Origin of the sequence: Aporhodopirellula rubra, assembly GCF_014192335.1 — a bacterium.
Lineage (GTDB): Bacteria > Planctomycetota > Planctomycetia > Pirellulales > Pirellulaceae > Rhodopirellula > Rhodopirellula rubra.
In genome coordinates this window covers 214,515-234,621 of record NZ_JACHXU010000010.1, presented here as the reverse complement: position 1 = coordinate 234,621, position 20,107 = coordinate 214,515, and the positions used below count along the sequence as shown (strand labels likewise).

The 20,107-nt window shown below is 56.1% G+C and carries 11 protein-coding genes and 1 CRISPR repeat array; of the genes, 5 read left to right on the top strand and 6 right to left on the bottom strand.

What is annotated here, in order from left to right; translation table 11 throughout:
- Positions 1–45: 45 nt before the first annotated feature.
- From cas1 to FHS27_RS15290, 3 genes are all read left to right on the top strand, one after another.
- Complete coding sequence (cas1, locus tag FHS27_RS15300; protein WP_184305773.1) at positions 46–945, top strand: type II CRISPR-associated endonuclease Cas1; 900 nt, start codon at positions 46–48, stop codon at positions 943–945.
- 14 nt (positions 946–959) lie between these two features.
- On the top strand, positions 960–1,265 hold the full coding sequence (gene cas2, locus FHS27_RS15295) for a CRISPR-associated endonuclease Cas2 (RefSeq protein ID WP_184305772.1): 306 nt from the start codon (positions 960–962) through the stop codon (positions 1,263–1,265).
- Between the two features lie 49 nt (positions 1,266–1,314).
- A CRISPR array of direct repeats spans positions 1,315–2,603; the repeat unit is 36 nt; unit sequence AGTGTATCTGACCTCAGCCTGCGACCAATCCGCAAC.
- A 909-nt stretch (positions 2,604–3,512) separates the two neighbouring features.
- Positions 3,513–4,622, top strand: a complete 1,110-nt coding sequence (locus FHS27_RS15290; protein ID WP_184305771.1) for a methyl-accepting chemotaxis protein — start codon at positions 3,513–3,515, stop codon at positions 4,620–4,622.
- Positions 4,623–5,059: 437 nt separating this feature from the next.
- Here FHS27_RS15290 and FHS27_RS15285 read toward each other — a convergent pair whose 3' ends face one another.
- The 6 genes from FHS27_RS15285 to FHS27_RS15260 form a co-directional block, all read right to left on the bottom strand.
- Complete coding sequence (locus FHS27_RS15285; RefSeq protein ID WP_184305770.1) at positions 5,060–6,523, bottom strand: BamA/OMP85 family outer membrane protein; 1,464 nt, start codon at positions 6,521–6,523, stop codon at positions 5,060–5,062.
- Positions 6,520–8,106 carry a BamA/OMP85 family outer membrane protein gene (locus FHS27_RS15280; RefSeq protein ID WP_184305769.1) on the bottom strand — a complete coding sequence of 529 codons (1,587 nt, stop codon included), beginning with the start codon at positions 8,104–8,106 and terminating at the stop codon, positions 6,520–6,522. Before FHS27_RS15280 ends, FHS27_RS15285 begins: the two co-directional genes overlap by 4 nt.
- Before the next feature lie 405 nt (positions 8,107–8,511).
- Positions 8,512–9,225, bottom strand: coding sequence for a hypothetical protein (locus tag FHS27_RS15275; RefSeq protein ID WP_184305768.1), 714 nt, complete (start codon positions 9,223–9,225; stop codon positions 8,512–8,514).
- Between the two features lie 232 nt (positions 9,226–9,457).
- On the bottom strand, positions 9,458–11,446 hold the full coding sequence (locus FHS27_RS15270; protein ID WP_184305767.1) for a hypothetical protein: 1,989 nt from the start codon (positions 11,444–11,446) through the stop codon (positions 9,458–9,460).
- An 840-nt stretch (positions 11,447–12,286) separates the two neighbouring features.
- On the bottom strand, positions 12,287–13,633 hold the full coding sequence (locus tag FHS27_RS15265) for a sigma-54-dependent transcriptional regulator (protein ID WP_184305819.1): 1,347 nt from the start codon (positions 13,631–13,633) through the stop codon (positions 12,287–12,289).
- A gap of 129 nt (positions 13,634–13,762) precedes the next feature.
- Positions 13,763–15,859, bottom strand: coding sequence for a sensor histidine kinase (locus tag FHS27_RS15260; RefSeq protein WP_184305766.1), 2,097 nt, complete (start codon positions 15,857–15,859; stop codon positions 13,763–13,765).
- Positions 15,860–16,369: 510 nt separating this feature from the next.
- Between FHS27_RS15260 and ppdK the strand changes: the two genes are divergently transcribed.
- Together ppdK and FHS27_RS15250 are read left to right on the top strand one after the other, a co-directional pair.
- Entirely contained in the window at positions 16,370–19,057 is a 2,688-nt protein-coding gene (ppdK, locus tag FHS27_RS15255) for a pyruvate, phosphate dikinase (protein ID WP_184305765.1), read from the top strand.
- Positions 19,058–19,209: 152 nt separating this feature from the next.
- Complete coding sequence (locus FHS27_RS15250; RefSeq protein WP_184305764.1) at positions 19,210–19,545, top strand: tetratricopeptide repeat protein; 336 nt, start codon at positions 19,210–19,212, stop codon at positions 19,543–19,545.
- The last annotated feature ends 562 nt before the right edge of the window (positions 19,546–20,107 follow it).

Sequence of the window (20,107 nt, the reverse complement as noted above, 5' to 3'; positions counted from 1 at the left end):
ATTCACCCAGGGACGGCATGTATCACCGTTCCTAAAGGTGTCGACGTGCTAAAACGCACCATTGAAATCAGCTCTCAGCCAACGCATCTGTCGATGCGTCACGGGCAAGTCACACTCTCACGCGACGGCGAACTGATTGGCAGTGTGCCATGCGAGGACGTTGGTACGGTCGTCGTGGATCATCCGCAAACGACATACACGCACGCGGTCCTGCGAGACATTGTGGTGCAAGGTGGCAGTGTCGTTATCTGCGGTCACGATCACCAACCCGCTGGCGTTTTAATCCCATTAGGAAGCCACTGCCAAATCGTGCAACGCACCCGAGAACAGATCGAAGCGACACTGCCAACTAAGAAACGCATTTGGCAGCAACTGATCCGCGGAAAGATTCTGGAAGCGTCCAAGGTGCTCGACAAATCAGATGCCGGAAAGAGGTTGCGAGTCTTAGTCAATCAGGTTCGTTCGGGAGATCCTACGAACGTTGAAGCGAGAGCAGCGAAGCTATTCTGGCAGGCGTGGCTTCCCAAGGAATTTGCATTTCGACGCGACCATGACGGCGACGAATTCAATGGGTTGCTCAACTATGGTTATGCAATTGTCCGCGCACTAATTTCGCGTGCGATCGTCTCCGCTGGCTACACTCCTGCAATCGGCATCCATCACCACCATCGTGGCAATCCATTCTGTTTGTCCGATGACTTGATCGAGCCGCTACGACCACTCATCGACGGTTGCGTCCGAAACCTGTTCTTGGCTGGTCATCGTGAGATCGATCGGGAATCGAAAACACAATTACTTGGTTTACTCGACTCAACGACCGAATTTGATGGTGAGCACGGCCCGCTGAACGTTGTGGTGCACCGCTACGTGAACCAGTTTGGCGCATGTTTGAGAGGTGAAACGAAAACGTTGGATTACCCAAAAAGGGCATCGTCGTGGAACTGAGTGGATATCGAAGCATGTGGACGATTGTCATGTTTGACCTACCGGTCGACACGCCAAAAGCACGAAAAGCCTACGCGTCGTTCCGCAAGGAACTACTACGTGACGGCTTTTTCAAGTTGCAGTACAGTGTCTACGCTCGCCCATCGCCGAGCAAAGAGATTGCGAATGTGCATATTGCTAGAATCGAACGCTGGTTACCCAACGCCGGCGAAGTCCGCATTTTCGAAATGACAGACAAGCAGTTCGAAGCAATGAAGATTTTTTGGGGCCAAAAACGTCAGCCACCCGAATCGACACCTCAACAACTTGAATTTTTCTAAACCCGAAAAATCCGTAAATCGTTTTACAAAAAGGTGTTACAGAAGAGGTAGTGTATCTGACCTCAGCCTGCGACCAATCCGCAACTGTAGCCCTGCGCGGCTGGGCTTTGTCATGAGTGTATCTGACCTCAGCCTGCGACCAATCCGCAACCCTACGACAATAATCAATTGATTGGTTACAAGTGTATCTGACCTCAGCCTGCGACCAATCCGCAACTGAATTGGGCGAAATCGGAAAGAAGAATTCAGTGTATCTGACCTCAGCCTGCGACCAATCCGCAACGGGTGCCGCCGCCGGTACCACGCTGAAGGAAGTGTATCTGACCTCAGCCTGCGACCAATCCGCAACTTAGACAGCGTGATCGTCGGCACATACTGGAGTGTATCTGACCTCAGCCTGCGACCAATCCGCAACTCTGCACACTCAACGAATCCGGAACGCTCAAGTGTATCTGACCTCAGCCTGCGACCAATCCGCAACAGAGCGATCTACCCGAATATCGTTCCAACGAGTGTATCTGACCTCAGCCTGCGACCAATCCGCAACCAATGGACTACTCGACACGACTGACCGGGTAGTGTATCTGACCTCAGCCTGCGACCAATCCGCAACGCTGCGGGGATTCGGCATGCGATCATCACCAGTGTATCTGACCTCAGCCTGCGACCAATCCGCAACTTCACGCCCCGTATAAAGATTCCCTCGACGAGTGTATCTGACCTCAGCCTGCGACCAATCCGCAACCAAGATCATGGGTGCCTACCATCGCGAGCAAGTGTATCTGACCTCAGCCTGCGACCAATCCGCAACACGAAGACGCATTTAGAAAACGCTTCACCGAGTGTATCTGACCTCAGCCTGCGACCAATCCGCAACAGAATTTGAAGCTCTGGGTGTCGATCTCAAAGTGTATCTGACCTCAGCCTGCGACCAATCCGCAACGCATGCTCGCATCGCAGCGGGACGGCCGAAGTGTATCTGACCTCAGCCTGCGACCAATCCGCAACCGATTCCAACGACATCATGGTGCGACTCGAGTGTATCTGACCTCAGCCTGCGACCAATCCGCAACGGATCGACCTCCGACCAGTCCGTGGCTGGTAGTGTATCTGACCTCAGCCTGCGACCAATCCGCAACCGATCCATTGCATAAGCTACATGAAGCAATAGTGTATCTGACCTCAGCCTGCGACCAATCCGCAACCGACTCTGTTCGCTGTCGCTCGCATCACCGGAGTGTATCTGACCTCAGCCTGCGACCAATCCGCAACGAGTACCCGCCCCACGTTCCGCCCCATCCAAGTGTATCTGACCTCAGCCTGCGACCAAGCAGCATTACTACGGATCGATAACGATCACCCGCCTTTCGAATTCGTCCAGGTTGAAGCAATACCCAGGAGCTACCGCCAAATAGAGAGCGGCTCTTTAAAAAATTAGATGACTCCCGTTTTGAACGCGATAACGGGACGCCCCCTTCCACTACCCAAGCAACGCAGTGCCATTCTGTTCAGAAGTTCGTTAACGTGCCCGCCGTAGCGTCGAAAACATTTCTGCACACCGAGGTGCAGAATGAAACAACAACGTTTAGATAGAGCCCCTGTGATGCGGCGGAAGATTCAAACTTGCATTGATCGTGAACGTGACTTTGGTGTTGAGAAATTGTCTCTTCTTGACCACCGATCGTAGCGGTGTGAACTTCAGCGGAAACGACGTCTTCGTACGTGTTTCCGGGCACGAAGAGGCGGAACTGATCGGCCACCTACGTTGATCTTCCATCTACATCCACCAGATTCGACGAGTCAGATTTGCTTGGGGGAAAGAACTCGCTCGATTGCTACGGCAATGACGAGGACACTTCGCTGGGCGCCGACCGAGATGAAGGAGACTCGCCCAATTGCGTCGCGTTAAACCGGTATCGGCAGCAGCTCCAAAGCGCCGCTCAATATTCGCAACGAAAGCGACCACGCTCCATCCTGAGTCGCGGCGGGCAATCATCCGTGTACGCGGGCTCGGTTGAGCATGCTGATGCATAAACGCTCAAGTTACGCCGTGGTTGATGCATTTATTCCACACAATTCGATTCCCGCTGATTGATTCGCCGCTGACGACCGCAAATCTACAGTCCTTGTCGCTCACAGCGTCTTATATTCGTTTGATCGATTACCGAGCTTTCTAGGCGGAAACGGCTCATTTGATCTGTCAAATAATAAAACAGAAATTTCTATGCCCCTAGAAAAGTTAAAGAGATGTCCGCGTCGATTTCCACCGCTTCCGTATTATGTCCTTCGAATGAAAAAACCTCGCAGCCTGACTTAGCTGACGACTCGCAATCCAACAGCAACGAAAAGTTAACGACGTTAATCCAAGACCTGGCCCGAGCCGTCGGAGTTGCTATCGATGAGATCGATACGATCAACGCCCGTACCAAACTGCTGTCGCTGAACGCCCGGATCGAAGCATCACGGGCAGGAGCACATGGTGCTGCATTCGGGGTCGTCGCTCAAGAAATCCAAACGCTCTCGCAAAAGACCGGAGCAGTCGCCGAGGAGATGGCGAGCATCACAAAATCCAGAGTGGATCAATTGATGCGGATCATCGAAACCAGCATTCGAGGTGTACGCCTCTCTGACCTCGCCCTTAACTGCGTCGACCTCATTGATCGAAACCTATATGAGCGGACATGTGACGTCCGGTGGTGGGCAACCGACAACAGCGTTGTCGACGCATTGTCTGAGCCAACAAAACAAAGTCTTGAGTACGCGTCCCAGCGACTCGGCGTCATTCTCGATGCGTATACCGTTTATTTCGACCTCGTAATTTGCAATCGAAATGGGATTGTCTCCGCAAACGGGCGCAAATCCCAATTTGATTCCATTGGCTGCAATGTTTCCGCGTCCGATTGGTACTCGCAAGCGATAAGCCATTCCACGGGCAACGAATTCGGATTCGAATCAGCCCACGCATCCGAACTGGTTGCTCAGCAACATTCGTTGGTCTATTCGTGTTCGGTACGGGAACAGGGTATGGCAACGATGCCGACAGTGGGAGTACTCGGTGCAATCTTCAACTGGGACGGCCTTGCGAAACCTGTTCTCGATGACTTGCCGATCGCTGAAAACGAACAAAGCAAGACGATCGCGTACATCCTCGATACGGATGGCAATGCGTTGGCTTGCCGATCAGGAACGGACCCATTGCACGGAACACTTCCTCGGTGGGAAACAATCAGATCAGGGGGCAAAGGCTTCTTTATCGATCAGTATCGCGGTCGAACGTATTGCATCGGATACGCCAAGGCGCCCGGTTTTGAAACCTACTCGACCGACTGGATCGCCGTTGTCATGCAGGAAATGTAACGCACCGCACCTGGATAGCGAGCAGAGGCATTGACCAGACGCCCCGACCAGACGTCTCGAACAGAAACGCCAGACAGGAATGACACGAGCCACTCGCTCGTCAAGCGCGTGCGACGTCTGCGCTGCGCTGAAGCATCAGATTCGATTTGGCATGCCTGATTGAAGAGCAAGTTCACCCCGCCCCCCTTCATGCGGTCAGCAACCGAGCGAGATCCGGTACCCAAGCGGCGGTAGAACCTTTCGCGGCGGACGTCCATTGGTTAGCAGATCCATCGCCCCCGCTGCCTAACCTGGAGTCGCGTCTCAGCCTATACGGGCATCTTGATCGCAGACCGTTCCCAATTCAAAATTTGTCCGATCGTTGACCTGCCATTCAACGAGTCAGCCTCCAATTTGAAGACCACTCGTTGGATCATTATAGCAATGGTGAAGCCGCGTTAGCGGGCGGCACTCATGTAGAAGCTGAACATTCGCTCGTCGTCGAATTCGGACTTCATGACTGGGAATGCAAAGTCGAACGCGAGCGGGGCTGGCCCCAGCATTGGAATTGCGACGCGGAATCCGAAACCTGGGGCGACGCGGAAGTTCTCTTCGCTGATTTCGATATCCTCCTCCACGGTACCGAAGTCGACAAACGCGACTCCACGAAATGCATCGTCAGCAGTTAACGGGAACATGTACTCGACCGAGTTGAGCCACTGGAATCGTCCGCCAACTTCGATCAACCCTGCCGCTGTTGGCACGACCGGAGACGCACCCCGGAAATCGAAACCGCGAATCGTGGCATAACCACCGGCGAAGAAGTTTTCAAAGAGAGGCGTGTCTTCGCCGCTGATTCCTACTTGAGTCCCAAACGACAGCGTCTGCTTTCCAGATCCGTCAGCACGTTCTCTCATCAACCAATATTTACGATACTCGCCTTCGAAGCGACCATAATCAAAATCACCGAACGCTTGCTCATAACTGGCTTTGATGTAATGCCCCTCGCTGGGTTGCAACGGGCTGTTTCGCGTGTCGTGGATCAACGAAAACACACCACTGTAAAGCGTGTTGTCGCCTAGCACTTCGGCGATCTGTGGCAGCGACGGGTCGGCAGCTTCCGAAATCTCCACGTTCTGTCCGGTGATCCCGGCCGAAACCGAAAGGTCAGGCGTGATACGATATCCGAATGACAATCGACCACCTAAACGACCTTCGTCCCAATCGTCGAACCGACGGTCGTAGTAGAATCCACTGACCGACATGCTGATCGGCAAATAGCCGAGCAAGTTCGGGTCAGCGAACTGGGCCGTGTATCGCTGGAACTGACTCCCTGGAACAGCTTCGAGACGGAACGTTTGCCCCGCACCACGAAACGCCGTACCGCTGAACAGATCCTGGAATGACGTCGGCCAACGCGAGATATCAAAGTTACGCTCGTCGATCGTCACTTGGCCCGTCACACCGGCATCACTGTTGACGGCACCGCCGAACATGACGCGACCGGTTCGTGCCGGATAGCCTTGGATGATCAAGTCCGCCTCACGCACTTCCGGGCCCATCACCATTGGCGGGTACGGAGCAACGGGAGGGTAATTCACGGGAGGATCAGAATACGTTGGGTTGAACGCCGGCGGTTGCGAGTAAACATCGCCACCATACGTATTGGGTGTCGCTTGTGGTGCAGGCGCGGTGTTGTAACCGGGACCGGCAAAACTAGGCGGTGTCGTTGACGGCGCTCCGTACGTGGACCCGCCGTACTGTGGCGCGGGCTGCGGTACTGAATACGCCGATGGCGGTTGCTGAGCGAACGCGTCTACCGGTGCAAACAAAGTCGTCGCACTGAGATGAACAACGGTGAGCAGAGCGACGGCACGTTTCACGGTAATATTCTTCTTTGGGAATTTCATGACGTCGATCATCGCAAAGCATCCTCCTTCGGCACAACTTTAATATCGGGTGCTTCGGCGATAGCCGGGTTAGTTTCTAGCAATTGGCTACGTTCAATCCGACGCCGGCTCAATTCCAACGTGCGCCGGTCGATCCAGTCACCTTCTCTCATGTCCACCAAATTCAACATGGTGGTTTCACGCATCAGGTGCGGCTCGCCGTCGATGTTGACCAAAATCCGACCGACTTTCCATCGATCGCCTTCGATAATTTCGTAAACGATGTCAGCGACACCGTTCTCGTCACGCATGATGGTTTTGGGTTTGACCTCTGCGTAGATAAAACCGAGCTCTCCGTACCCGTAGACGATTTCGCCGACGTCACGACGCATGATCGTTCCGTCAAACATGTCGCCGACGTGGAGTTCGAGCCGGGCCCGCAGCGATTCTTCGGTAATAAATTCGTTACCCACAATCTGAACGTCACCGACGGTAAAGCGTGGGCCTTCCTTGACCACAAAGACAACCGTCACCCACTTGCCCGATTCGTCATATTCGAATCTCCGCCCAACGGTCGCGGTCAAGAAACCGAGCGTGTGATAGTAGGACGAGAGCAAATTAACGTCTTCGTCGATCATCTTCATATTGGCTTTATTGCCCATGTAGCTGAGCACACCCGCCATCGGGCCTCGGCTACGAATGATCTTCTTCAGCCGAGCTTCCGTAACGATCGTGCTGCCTTCAATTTGAATGTCCGCGATTCGCTCGAGCGGACCTTCATTGATGCGATAGATCACCGTGCCCGGTGGCAAGTCAGTCGCAGAAACGCCTGCGGCGGCACCACCCTCGGCTCCCGTGATCGTTGCCGACACTGCGGCTTGGTTGAACCCCTCTTCTTGATAGTAGTCGAGCAAACGCCGACGCCCCGACTCGACCGAAAATTCGCTCAGAGGATCACCTGCGGCGACACCTGCTCGGCCGGAAAGCTCTCGGTCGTTGAGGGCACGATTACCATGGAACACCACCCTGCCAACCATGGGGCGTTCGTGAACGTAGAACGTGACCACCACACTGGGCGTTAGCTCGGCGTTGGGATTCGAAGGCTGAACGTCATCATCGATCGTCGAGTTCGGCCCAACGGGCTGCACTTCAAAAGTGACCTGATCGAATGACCCTAGATCGTTCAAACGCCGAACGTCCGCCAGCACCGTTTCGCTGTCGTAGAACCGCCCCTTGCGGGTCTGCAATTCCGAAAAGATATCCGCGGCGGATACCGTACGGTTTCCAATGATGCGAACCGACGCGACGACGGCATCACCGCGTTCGCGACGGAACGTCATGCCCGCTCGTGCGTGAATGTGATCGCGAAACTTTGTCTTTACTTCTGCCTCGGGAGCCTGAGCACCGCCACCTCCCATACCACCGCCGCCCATTCCTCCACCCATTTGGGCGAAAGCAACCGACGACAGCAAGCAAATCAGGACAGGCAATAATCGTGCAAATATCACGGCGACACGAGACACCGTCGTGCAGGGACGGTGCGTCGATACCGAACGCGTTATCGGCGTGTGGCTCGTCATTGGCGGTGACGGCGGAAAGGCAACGGGAAAAGGCATCGCCGAGCGGTTCCTTGTGAGTGGTGGACGCGGAGCGCGAAGGCAACTTTTCTGGTTTTGCGACCGATGAGAAACCTTTGCGTGTCGTACCTACCAATGCCGAGCACGTCACCACAAGAGTGAAATGGCAGCAAATTGACCAACCCAGCCCGCCAGCCAAGATATCAACAAAATTGCCACACAAATTTCGTGGCATTATCGCTCGCACCTCAGCCTGAGAGTCCCTCTAAACCCCCGTATCGTAACGGGTTACGCCATGCGTCGTGATTCCTCGGGTGACACCCGAATTCCCCTCCGCCTAAACCCCTACCACCGTCACAAAATCAGCTGCAAAATTCGCCCCGAATCGGGCCCCAGCCGCCCGACTTTGCGCCAGCATTTTCATGAACCAAGGCCGGCGAGCGGCTACGCGGCCGCTCGATAGCGAACGCCCGTTTTGTCTCGCGATGTCGACTCAATCGCCCCAGCGTGCCGCATTACGTACGCGATCCGCTGAGCGATCCAACGGGCACAGCCGATCGCGCCGGCGAGGTCGAGCGTATTGAACTCAACGTCGACTAAATGCGAGGGGATCAACGCAGCGGAATCCGACGCGGTGGCTTCCTGCGGATCCGCCAATAATCGCCATAGATCGACGGCTTCTCGCAGTTCGATCGAATCATGCACCTGTGTCAACTCGGTGTCTTCGACGATGTAGCCCGGATCGCGTCGGCGACGACGCTTTTTCTTGGTGACCAATCGATATTGGTTCACGTCCACGATTGGGATTTCCAAGGTTAAGCGTGGATGGGGAAATATGTCGCGCAGATAGATTAACTCCTCAAACATTTCATGAGGATGTCCGCGTTTGGGACTCAATCGCCGCGAAACAGGCTCGCCACCCTTGCGTTCGCGTTTACAGATCCGGGTGCGCGCGACCGACGGTTTGACGATCCGAACGTCATGACGCTTCAGAAGATCACAGACCTTGCGACGAATCGCTGACAACGACGCGCACTGAATCTCGATCAATTCTTCGCCGCGAACCACATCAATCCGATACGCACCCATCGCCACCTCGATTTGATCGGGTGTTGCGGCGTAATGCGATTTCAGTTGCTGGTGAAGCGAGGTTTCCAATGGGGTATCCGGTTACCGACGTGCTGGCATTGGAGCGGTGATACCAGATTGCACGAAAAAACCCCAGAGCTTTCTCTCGAAAACACTGGGGTTCATTTTCTACCGCCAGACGCGTCCCGGACAGGTCGGCTGGCGATGGCTTTGTCGAGCGGTCTGGATCAGAGACCACATTCACGACAAAGCTGTTTTAGTCAGCGGGGCCGGTTACCCGACCCCGCCACACAAGACTTCCTTAGAAGTTGAAGTCAGCACCAACGTAGGCACCGTGCAACAACAGGCTCGAGTCGGCGTGCAGGGCACTGGCCGATGCGGACGAACTGTAGTCACGCGAGTAGTTGTCGGCCATAGCCAAACCGGTCACGCCCATCACGCGATAGCCACCACGAACCGACAGTCCGTCGATGACGCGAACGCCGAGGCCGAGGTCGAACTCGCCGAGGGTCGAGAGCACGGTCTCTTTGGTGTGATAATCGATATCCAAACCAGGCATCGCACCGAGCTGAGCCACGTTCTCTTGGGTTCCCAAGCGATGACGGAATTCAGCTTGGTTGCCGTACAGACCGAACTTGCCGCCCACGTTCAGGTTCACGCGGCTGGCCAAGCAGTACGTCAGGCGACTGCCGAATTGATAACCCAACAGGTCGTTTTCGGTCGAGGTGAAATCATGCAAGTCGTGCATGGTGAATCCAGCCCGTCCGTCGATATCGTAGGCAAAATCGATGGTGTCTTTAACTTGGAACCAACGCAAACCGTGGCTCGTGACAATTTGGACTTTGCCGGTGCAAGGACGCACGAGCGGTCCGCCTGCTCCACCGAACCCACGAGCGGGACGGCAAGGCTGGCAGGCTTGACCACACGGGTCGTTGCACTGGTTGTATCCACCGTAACCGCCGCATCCGCCGTAGCCGCCACCACCGAACAACGAACCCAATCGGCTGGTGCCGCAGTTCATCGTCGCCGCACGTTGAGCACCCATCAGGCCGAAGCTGAACAGGTTGATTTCGAGGCCTTGGATGTCGACGTCACGACGTGCCTGGAAGTAGACCGCTTCCGCGTACGATTCCGTTGACCCAGTCGTGGTACCGTCGAAATCCGCATCGAGGTCACCACCGGCGGCTGCCGCTGCACCTGCACGACCGTCAATGATATCGTAGACAGTGTAAGGCGAACCAGCACCAGTGATTTCTTGATAACCGTCACCGGAGTCACCAGGCTGAGTTCCGTTGTCGAACCAATATGCCATCGTAGCACCGTTGTACTGTGGCATCCCCGACGCACGCAAGTTGCCGCCACCCGCTGCGGTAAACAGCGGAGCGTACACCGGTGAAGTGAAGACTTCTTCATCTGGATCGTAGTTGAAGTAGCTCACGCCGACGCCGTACTGGCCGCAGCCGAAGTAACGACCAAAGTTGAGCTGGTACCCGAGCGCCGAGTCAGGGTCGATCGAATCGATCCCCATGTATGGCAGGTACGGACGCGTTGGGTCGGTCGCGTCGTAACGCGAAACAACGTTACGATACTTGTCGTTGCTGTCCATGTTCAGGAACAACAGATCGAACGATCCGAACCAAGGGAACAATTGCGGGCGAACCGGCGCAGCGGCTGGCATACCGCAAGACTGCGCGGCGTACGAAGTGCCTTCCCAAGGCTGCGAAGCCGCTTGCGAGAACTGTGTCTCGACGGGGGTTTGATTACACGACTGGCAGTACGAGTCATCGACAGGTGCACCGATGTGAACGGGCGATCCTTGAGCAACCGGGGCCGGATGCGATTGTGGTGCGGGCTGCTGAATTGCAGGGGCCGAGTATTGCTGATGGCCACCGCTGTAGTTGGGTTGTGGCGTTGGGATTTGCTCAGGTGCGGGCAATCCGCTGTCGTAGCCACCCGTCGAGGCGGGCTGGAACAGTTCCGGGCCGCTGTTCGAACTTCCGAAGTTGCTCCATTTCGCGGGAGCTTGATAGTTCGAGCTACCAAACGTCTGCACCGACTGAGTGCGAGGCACGCCGAGCTGACTCGACGGGACAGCTTGGTTCGGTGAGAACTGCGACTGCTGTGAATACTGGCCCTGCTGCGAAAACTGCCCGGGCTGAGAATATTGTGCTGGCTGCGGAGCGCCGTACGAGTACGGCCCCTGAGGTGCCTGGCCATATTGTGCAGACGCGATCGTGCAGAGACCCATCGAGAGGGTCGCCGCGACGCTTCGCAAAATGTTGTACTTCATCTTTCGACTCCTTCGCTTCGTTTGCTTCGTGCAATAGACCTATCTGCGAAATTCGCGAACGAGCGATTTCGACCGGTGATGAGGTTGCTTGGGCGAGGATTGATCACACGACGGCCCGGCTTCTGTCGCCGTACCGAACGGCTGGGAGGCACCTGCATAATCGTTCCACCGCTTCCACATCCCTACGCTCGAGTCGACTCCCAGCTCAGGGAATCGACTCGAACGCTCACGGGCCTTTTCGCACCCACGAGTGCAGCTAAGCCATGGAAAGGGAAATGCAGCAAAACACCGTGCTGCTATGAACACGAGATTTCCTACGAGGAGTTTCTTCGGCCCCCAAGGCAGAGCGGTCGCAAATCATCCACCCCAATGTCGCCAAACTGGCGCGTACCAGGAAGCATATCGGGAACGATCGCGGCGTCTTCCACGACCCCTATCGACCCGCCCCTCCCCGCCATCGATACAACCGGAAGAACTTGACACGCCAAATCGTCGCGAAGCCCAAGAAATCGCAATCGACGGCCCAGCCGAGATGACAAAACACAAGACGCCCGCACTAACACGCAGAGACGGCGGAATCGTCAATTACAAAAGAAAACTGAGACGGGAGCCCCGTCTCATGAAGATAGATCGCACGTGCTGATGAGCCGCTGCAGTTCCAGAGGCATCGCTGAACGCGACACAGTCGCGACTGGCAGTGATGCGTGGCAAACCTGTGCGAGCCTGGACTGCGGCAGCGACGACCTCGTTCTGCAGAGCTCGGTCCACCGCCTAGCGACGGTGGCTACAAAGGAGAGACCCACGCCATGCGACGGTGGATACGGCAGGGAGATCGATTCGTTAGGCCGCTTCGCTTTCTGACGTCAGGCTCAGCCGGTTGTACAGCGTCTTCAAGCTAACGCCGAGTTCTTCGGCGACCGCCTTCTTGTTACCGTCATGGCGCTTCATCGAACGATCAATCGCGATCTGCTCGAGCTCTTTTAGCGACATCGGTGCGTTACCAATCAAATCATCACGGAGTTTTCTACGCGAGAAATGCGATGGCAGATGCTCGACTCCGACAGGCAACGCGTCACACAACACCGACGCATGCTCGATTACATTGGCGAGTTCACGAACGTTGCCCGGCCATTGATGACTCTTCAATTCAGCAATCGCGTCTTCGGTGAACAACCGGTCGTCCACGCCATCGCTGCGATGACGACGCAGCAAATGATTCGCCAAAGGCACGAGATCGTCGATCCGTTCACGCAGCGGTGGAACACGCAACTCGAATGTGTTGATCCGGAACATCAAATCTTCACGGAACGTTTGCTCGCTGACCATCGTTTCGAGATCACGGTGCGTTGCACAAACGATCCGCACATCCACATGCAAACTTTCGTTGTCACCGAGGCGACGAATGTCCCCCGTCTCCAATACCCGCAACAGCTTCGCTTGCACCGCCAACGGCAACTCACCGATCTCGTCAAGGAACAACGTGCCGCCACTGGCGACTTCAAACAACCCAACGCGGGTCACGTCGGCACCGGTGAAAGCGCCCTTCGTATGCCCGAACAGTTCGCTCTCGATCAGATTCTCCGGCAAGGCGCCACAGTTGACCGCAACGAACGGTTTGTCCGCACGCAAACTTTGATCATGGATCGCACGGGCAACGAGCTCTTTACCGCACCCCGTTTCCCCACGTACCAATACGGTCGATTCGGTGGGGGCAACGCGGCCGATCAGTTTCCGCACGGCCTCCATCGACTCATGCCCGCCGATCAGGTCGCTGTGACCTTCAGCCCGCTTAAGGCGATGCATTAGCGCCGCCAACAAACGTTTGCCTTCGCGTCGCTCGCTCACTCTCCCCAACAACGTCGCAATGTCCGCGAGCCGAGTGGGCTTGGTCAGGTAGTCGAACGTGCCGTATTTGATCGCGTCGATCGCGGTCTCGGTCGACGGATTCGCGGTCATGATGATCGCTTCGATCTCGGGCCGAATCTCACGCGCCTGCGCGATCACTTCAATGCCGCTGAATCCCGGCATGTTCAAATCGACTAACAGGCAATCAATCCGCTCACGCTTGATCGCCTCAACAGCGGTAATGCCGTCGGGGCAAACCGTCACGCGATAGCCCATCCGCGGCAATTCTTTTCGCATTAACTCTTGCAGCGGTTTCTCATCGTCGGCAAACAAAATATGCATACTCGATGCTGCCGCTTTCGCCTTGGCGGCGTCCTTGGCCGATGTTTTTCGTTTGTCAGTCATGGGTCTGCTACTCGGTTCGTTGGTGAAAATCACACAGTTGTTCTGCGATACAATCTAAGTCTGAATCTACGCGGCTTGCGGAGACGCTTCTTGCCATTCTCGCTCCGGCTGAACTCGCCCTTTCGCCTCGGTTGTGCCCTTGGCGGCATCGCGAATCGGCAGGCGAAGCTCGAACTCCGACCCGCAACCTTCGCCGTCACTGCGCGGGATCAGTTGCCCACCGTGCTGCGAAACGATTCGGTAGGAGATACTCAGCCCCAACCCGGTTCCGGTTCCGTCGCGGCGACGCGTGTAGAACGGTTCGAACAAGTGCTGCATCACGTCAGCGGTCATCCCACATCCAGAATCACGAACCAGGATGCTCGCGTACATCCCGTCATTTCGCAAAACGATGTCCACGTGCCCGTCACTGTCAACGCTTTCCATCGCATTGGTCACCAAGTTCAAAATGACTTGGCGAATTTCTTGCGAGTTCGCGTGAGCGATCACGCCATCGGCGGCATCGACGGTGATCTTCTTGCACTTATACTTTCCGAGCGTGCCGATCATTTCGACAACGTCGCTGACCAACGGGGCGACATCAATACTGTCTCGATCGACGTGCCCGACGCGACTGAAACTCAGCATCCGCTCGGTAATCGATTTGCATCGATAGGCTTCGCCCTGGATCCGCTGCAGGTTCTCTTGCATCGTCTCCATCAACTCGCCATCGAGCAAACGTTCGTCAGCGGGATACATCAACAAATCGTTCACGCGCGACTCCAGCGCCTCAGCACTCCAAGCAATCGCGGCCATCGGATTGTTGATCTCATGAGCGAAACCTGCGGCGAGGAATCCGACACCCGCCAACTGTTCGTTCCTTATCACTTCGCGGGACCGCACTTTGACTTCTTCGTCTTTCTCTTTGCAGATCTTCTGAATGTGCAACATGCTGCGCCGGAAGCGATCCGTCATTTGATTTAGGATTTCGCCGAGTTCGCCGATTTCGTCCTCACTCCCCATCTCGATCCGGTGGCGGTACTGACCACGAGCGACCAACCGGGCTCCCATCACGAGATTACTAAAGGGGCCAATCACCATCATTTGGAAATACCAAACCATCGCGGCCGTGATCAACGCGGCGAGTGCCAACGCGATCCATGCACCCGCGATCCCCGCCCGGTGCTGCAGCTTGACGTGATCACTGAAACTGGCCATCTGGTCGTGGATCAGACCGAGGTGTTCTTGCGTCTGCGTAACGAGCAGATCGAGATGCCTGGATAATTCGTTGCAACCGCTCTGCGCGTACACCGCAACCGCACGCGGGTCCTGACGCATCCGATCGGATCGATGAAGCGTTTTTCCGATATCGAGAACCGAATCTCGCTGCTCACGCGTGTCGATCACAGTCGCCGATAAACTCGCCGTGTCGATCGCGCCGTCGGGAACTTCGCCGATACATTCGCACATCGTGCAGTCAACACCGACCGCGACCGCATAACGATTGAAGGCGACGGACAGTTCCAACATTGCTTGATCGAAATTGGTCCGCTCAAATTTCAATCCCGACTCGGCGAGGACGGACGAATCGATCATCCCCTCCCGCGACTTCATCAGGCAGATCCGTGTGTTACTGTCGCGAGCGGCCGTCGCACACCGGCTCAGTTCGGTCGCCAAAGACAATTCCGTCGCCCGCGTGCTGATCGCGTCCGCGAGAGTCCGGTATCGGTAAAAACCGACCAAACCGACGATGGTCAACAAAACGATCGTGCAGGCGAGCGTGACCACGCCGAAAAATAATTTTGTCCGGATCGAGTGCCGCTGGAGCAATCCGGTAACGGGAGCTCCACGTCGCCATATTCCCGAATCGGTGCCGCTGCCGTTCGTGGCGTTTGAGGAATTCGCCGGTCCGGTGCCGAACACTTCTGACCCCGATCCGGAATCGAACGAGCCCCAAACGTTGCGAGAATCGGAGTCCGAAATGCCCAGATCGACCGCTGAATCTAAGCCCGAATCCTTCGCGACCGCGGCATGGACAGAGGATTGACCGTCGGTCGTACCGACGTCTTTTCCCAGCGTCCCGGCGCCGGATGGGCGGGCAGAAGGAGCCTCACCGCAGCAGTTAGAATCGTCTCTAGAGAAAAGACGCATGCGGGAACGCAAGAAATCTCGAGATTTGCGCATCGCTCGGCCTCCCAGGCCCATGACTCGCGTGAAACATCCATGTAACTCGAGCCATCAGGGTATCGCCGCCGCAACATGGCATCAAGGTCGCTTTCGCCGAGAACAAATCCAACCGCCGTCGGTCTCCCACGATCTCACCGGGACCATCAATTTCACGGCGACAATTCGATTCCAAACGGCGATCAGTTGATCGGGTTCAACTGCTGAAATTGAGCACGCGCGTGCCGCCACTGCGCCGAACGGCCATCGAGCAATGGGCACCGGTTGCTCGCAAACGAGATCGTGCGGCGCGACATAATCCGTCACGCCTGCGAAAATAGCGGTCATTTTGACGCGGAATGACCCCGGTACGATTGACCTAATCTAGCAAGGCAAATACGCTTTCCGGCTAATTCCCGGTACTGAACCCGGCGCGAGTGAGCGCCTCCTGACGGCGCGATCGCCGTCGACTTGCGGTTTGGGCCGACTCGGATCCCAAATCAAGAACCCCCACAGGGACATCTAGCGACGATGGCAAAGAAATCTCAAGCAGCCAAAATGGTTTATTACTTCGGTAAAAAGAAAACCGAAGGCAAGGGTCACCCGAAAGCCCTCCTGGGCGGTAAAGGCCTCAACCTCGCCGAAATGACCTCGATCGGGCTGCCTGTGCCTCCCGGATTCACCATCACCACCGAAGTCTGCGGCGACTACTACAAGAGCGGCAAGCAACTTCCCAAAGGTTTGATGGACGAAGTTCACGAAGCAGTCGAAACGCTCGAAAATGAACTCGGCAAGAAATTCGGTGACAACGACAACCCACTCCTGGTCAGCGTCCGCAGCGGTGCGGCCGTCTCGATGCCAGGGATGATGAACACGATTCTCAACCTCGGTCTTAACGACGTGGCCGTCGAAGGTCTCGCCAAAGCGACCAAGAACGAGCGGTTCGCTTTCGACGCCTACCGCCGTTTGATCAACATGTACGGCGACGTCGTGATGGGGCTTCCTCACCACAGCTTCGAAGAAGCCTTCGATAAGATCAAAAAGAAATACAAGGTCACCGAAGACACCGACGTGCCTGCCGAAGGCCTTCGCGAACTTTGCGAAGCCTACAAAGCCGTCTACAAGAAAGACGCCGGCGAAGACTTCCCACAAGACCCGATCAAGCAACTCCAACTCGCAATCGAAGCCGTCTTCGGTTCGTGGAACGCTGACCGAGCGATCTCTTACCGCCGCATCGAAGCAGCCAAGGGTAACTCGGAAATCGCCAACCTGATCGGTACCGCTGTTAACGTCCAAGCCATGGTTTATGGCAACATGGGCGATGACTCGGGAACGGGCGTCGGTTTCACCCGCGACCCGAACACCGGACAAAACAAGTTCTACGGTGAGTTCCTCATCAACGCCCAAGGCGAAGACGTCGTCGCCGGGATCCGCACCCCACAACCCGTTTCAGAAATGGGCAAATGGGACAAAGCGGCTCACAAGGAATTGATGGAAATCAAGAAGACGCTCGAAACGCATTACAAAGAAATGCAGGACATCGAGTTCACCATCGAGAAGGGCAAGCTGTTCATGTTGCAAACCCGTACCGGGAAACGCAACGGAATCGCCGCCGTCAAGATCGCCTGCGACATGGTCAAAGAAGGCCTGATCACCGAGAAGGAAGCCGTCCTTCGCGTCCCCGCCTCGGACCTGACGCACTGCCTGTTGCCATCGTTCAAACCGACCGCACGCAACGCTGCTGACGTCTTGTGCCGCGGACTCAACGCGTCCCCAGGTGCAGCCGTTGGTAAACTCGCTTTCACCGCAACCGAAGCTCGCGAGCGTCACGAAGCCGGCGAAGAAGTCATCTTGGTTCGCCGCGAAACCAGCCCTGAGGACGTCGAAGGCATGTCCGCGGCGTGCGGAATTCTGACCAGCACCGGTGGTGCGACGAGCCACGCCGCTGTGGTTGCTCGTGGTTGGGGCAAGTGCTGCGTCGCGGGTGCTGGCGACGTTCACATCAATGAAAAAGCCAAGAAGATCACCGTCACCGATGCGGAAGGCAAAACTCGCACCTTCACCGCCAAGGACACCATCAGCCTCGATGGAACCACGGGCGAAGTCATGGCGGGCGAAGTCGAAACCCAAGAACCGAAGCTCTCGGGCGACTTTGCCAAACTGATGCAGTGGGCCGATAAGTATCGCACCCTGAAGATTCGCACCAACGCGGATTCGCCTGCCGACAGCAAGCGAGCACGTGACTTCGGCGCCGAAGGCATCGGCCTTTGCCGTACCGAGCACATGTTCTTCGAAGCCGATCGCATCATCCACATGCGTTCGATGATCCTCGCAGACACCGAAGCAGATCGTCGTGCGGCACTGAAGAAATTGCTTCCTTTCCAACGCAAAGACTTCGAAGGTATCTTCAAAGCAATGGCCGGTTGCCCCGTAACCGTTCGTTTGCTCGATCCACCATTGCACGAGTTCCTGCCTCACGAAGCAGCCGCTCAAAAGCAAATGGCTGAAGAACTCGATGTCAAACCTGCCGAGATCAAGAAACGCAGCTCCGCTCTTCACGAATCCAACCCGATGCTCGGTCACCGCGGTTGCCGTTTGAGCATCACGTATCCCGAAATTCTCGAGATGCAAGTTCAAGCGATCGTCGAAGCAGCGATCTCGTGTGCCAAGAAGAAGATCGACGCACAACCTGAAATCATGATCCCGCTCGTCGGCACCTCCGCTGAGCTCCAGATCCTGCGTGAGAAGGTCGAAGCAACGATCGAGAAAACAGTTGCCGCGAAGAAGTTCGAAGGCAAACTGAACATCCTCATCGGCACGATGATCGAAATCCCACGTGCTTGCTTGACCGCAGACGAAGTTGCCGAGTACGCCGACTTCTTCAGCTTCGGCACGAATGACTTGACCCAAATGACGTTCGGCTACAGCCGTGACGACGTCGGTGGGTTCCTGCCCGATTACATCGAGCACAAGATCGTTCCTGTCGACCCGTTCCAATCGCTCGACCAAAGCGGTGTCGGCCAACTCGTCGAAATGGGTGTCACCAAGGGACGCAGCAAGAAGACCAAACTCAAGATCGGTATCTGTGGCGAACACGGTGGTGATCCTGCTTCGGTCGGTTTCTGCAACAAGGTCGGCCTCGACTACGTTTCGTGCAGCCCGTTCCGCGTGCCAATCGCTCGCCTCGCCGCTGCCCAAGCTGCTCTGAGCCAAAAGTAGTTTCTCTGATCGCCTCCTAAGAGGCGTTCGATGAATTCACATCGCACCCTCCCCGAGCATTCGCCCGGGGAGGGTGTTGCGTTGACCTTTCCAACGCAATTCTCGTTTCGGCCCTGATCGCCCCTTCCTATACTCCCGCAAAACTTTCTTCCATGTCTGACATTCACGCTCAATACAACGACGTTGAAAAACTGATCGACGACGAAAAGTTCGACGAAGCCGCCGCGGCACTCGAAAAGATCCTCGGCGAAGACGACACGTTCGTGCTCGCGCACCTCGCACTCGCACGCGTCTACACCAAAACCGGTGACCACGAAAAAGCCGTCAAGCACGGCGAACGAGTCTGCGAACTCGAACCCGAGGACGCCTTCAACTTCACCGCGATGAGCGTCACGTACCAAAAAGCCTGGGCCGGCACCCAAGACCAGGAGTACATCCGCAAAGCCGAAGACGCGATGGCGCGAGCACAACAGCTCAACGCACGCTAACACGTTTTCGATAAGGACGCTGCCAGAGTCACTGGTGAATCCAGCGCCCAAACGGCGTCAGGGCTTGTTGTCACGAGCTCAAACTCGCCACGAGCGATTGAGTCCTCACGAGCCCGTTCACGCCGAAGGCGTTCTAGAAAGTAGCCGTAGGTCGCGCAGCGCACCTACGGACACCTAAAAACGAAATCGCGTCGACCCCGAACAGGGTTGCAGAAACCAGCGTGGCGCCGGTGCGACCACCTTCGGGGTCGATTGACCGTCTGTTCCATGGATCCGGCAGTGTTCGCTTCGCTCGACTGCCGGCTACTGTCTGAAACGCCTTCGGCGCACTCAATCACCTCGCTAGCCAAAACTTCCGGCCGGTGCCGCCGACCAACGAATGCTTTGACCGCACCACAGCCGGTCAACCCCGCCGCATAAACCCTGCGGCTTATGCCTTCAATCCTAGCGCTAACGCGGCCGCAAAGGCTCTCGCGACACGGTTCCAGGCTCAGGTGCTTTGACAAATTTCACTTCACGCGAGAGGATGTTGCGACGAGACCTCGTAGGTTCATTGATATCG

Excerpts from the sequence above, each read along its gene's own strand:
- cas2 (WP_184305772.1), top strand. The coding sequence starts at position 960 with ATGTGGACGATTGTCATGTTTGACCTACCGGTCGACACGCCAAAAGCA.
- FHS27_RS15290 (WP_184305771.1), top strand. The coding sequence starts at position 3,513 with ATGTCCGCGTCGATTTCCACCGCTTCCGTATTATGTCCTTCGAATGAA.
- FHS27_RS15285 (WP_184305770.1), bottom strand. The coding sequence starts at position 6,523 with ATGATCGACGTCATGAAATTCCCAAAGAAGAATATTACCGTGAAACGT.
- FHS27_RS15280 (WP_184305769.1), bottom strand. The coding sequence starts at position 8,106 with ATGCCTTTTCCCGTTGCCTTTCCGCCGTCACCGCCAATGACGAGCCAC.
- FHS27_RS15270 (WP_184305767.1), bottom strand. The coding sequence starts at position 11,446 with ATGAAGTACAACATTTTGCGAAGCGTCGCGGCGACCCTCTCGATGGGT.
- FHS27_RS15265 (WP_184305819.1), bottom strand. The coding sequence starts at position 13,633 with ATGCATATTTTGTTTGCCGACGATGAGAAACCGCTGCAAGAGTTAATG.
- FHS27_RS15260 (WP_184305766.1), bottom strand. The coding sequence starts at position 15,859 with ATGCGCAAATCTCGAGATTTCTTGCGTTCCCGCATGCGTCTTTTCTCT.
- ppdK (WP_184305765.1), top strand. The coding sequence starts at position 16,370 with ATGGCAAAGAAATCTCAAGCAGCCAAAATGGTTTATTACTTCGGTAAA.
- FHS27_RS15250 (WP_184305764.1), top strand. The coding sequence starts at position 19,210 with ATGTCTGACATTCACGCTCAATACAACGACGTTGAAAAACTGATCGAC.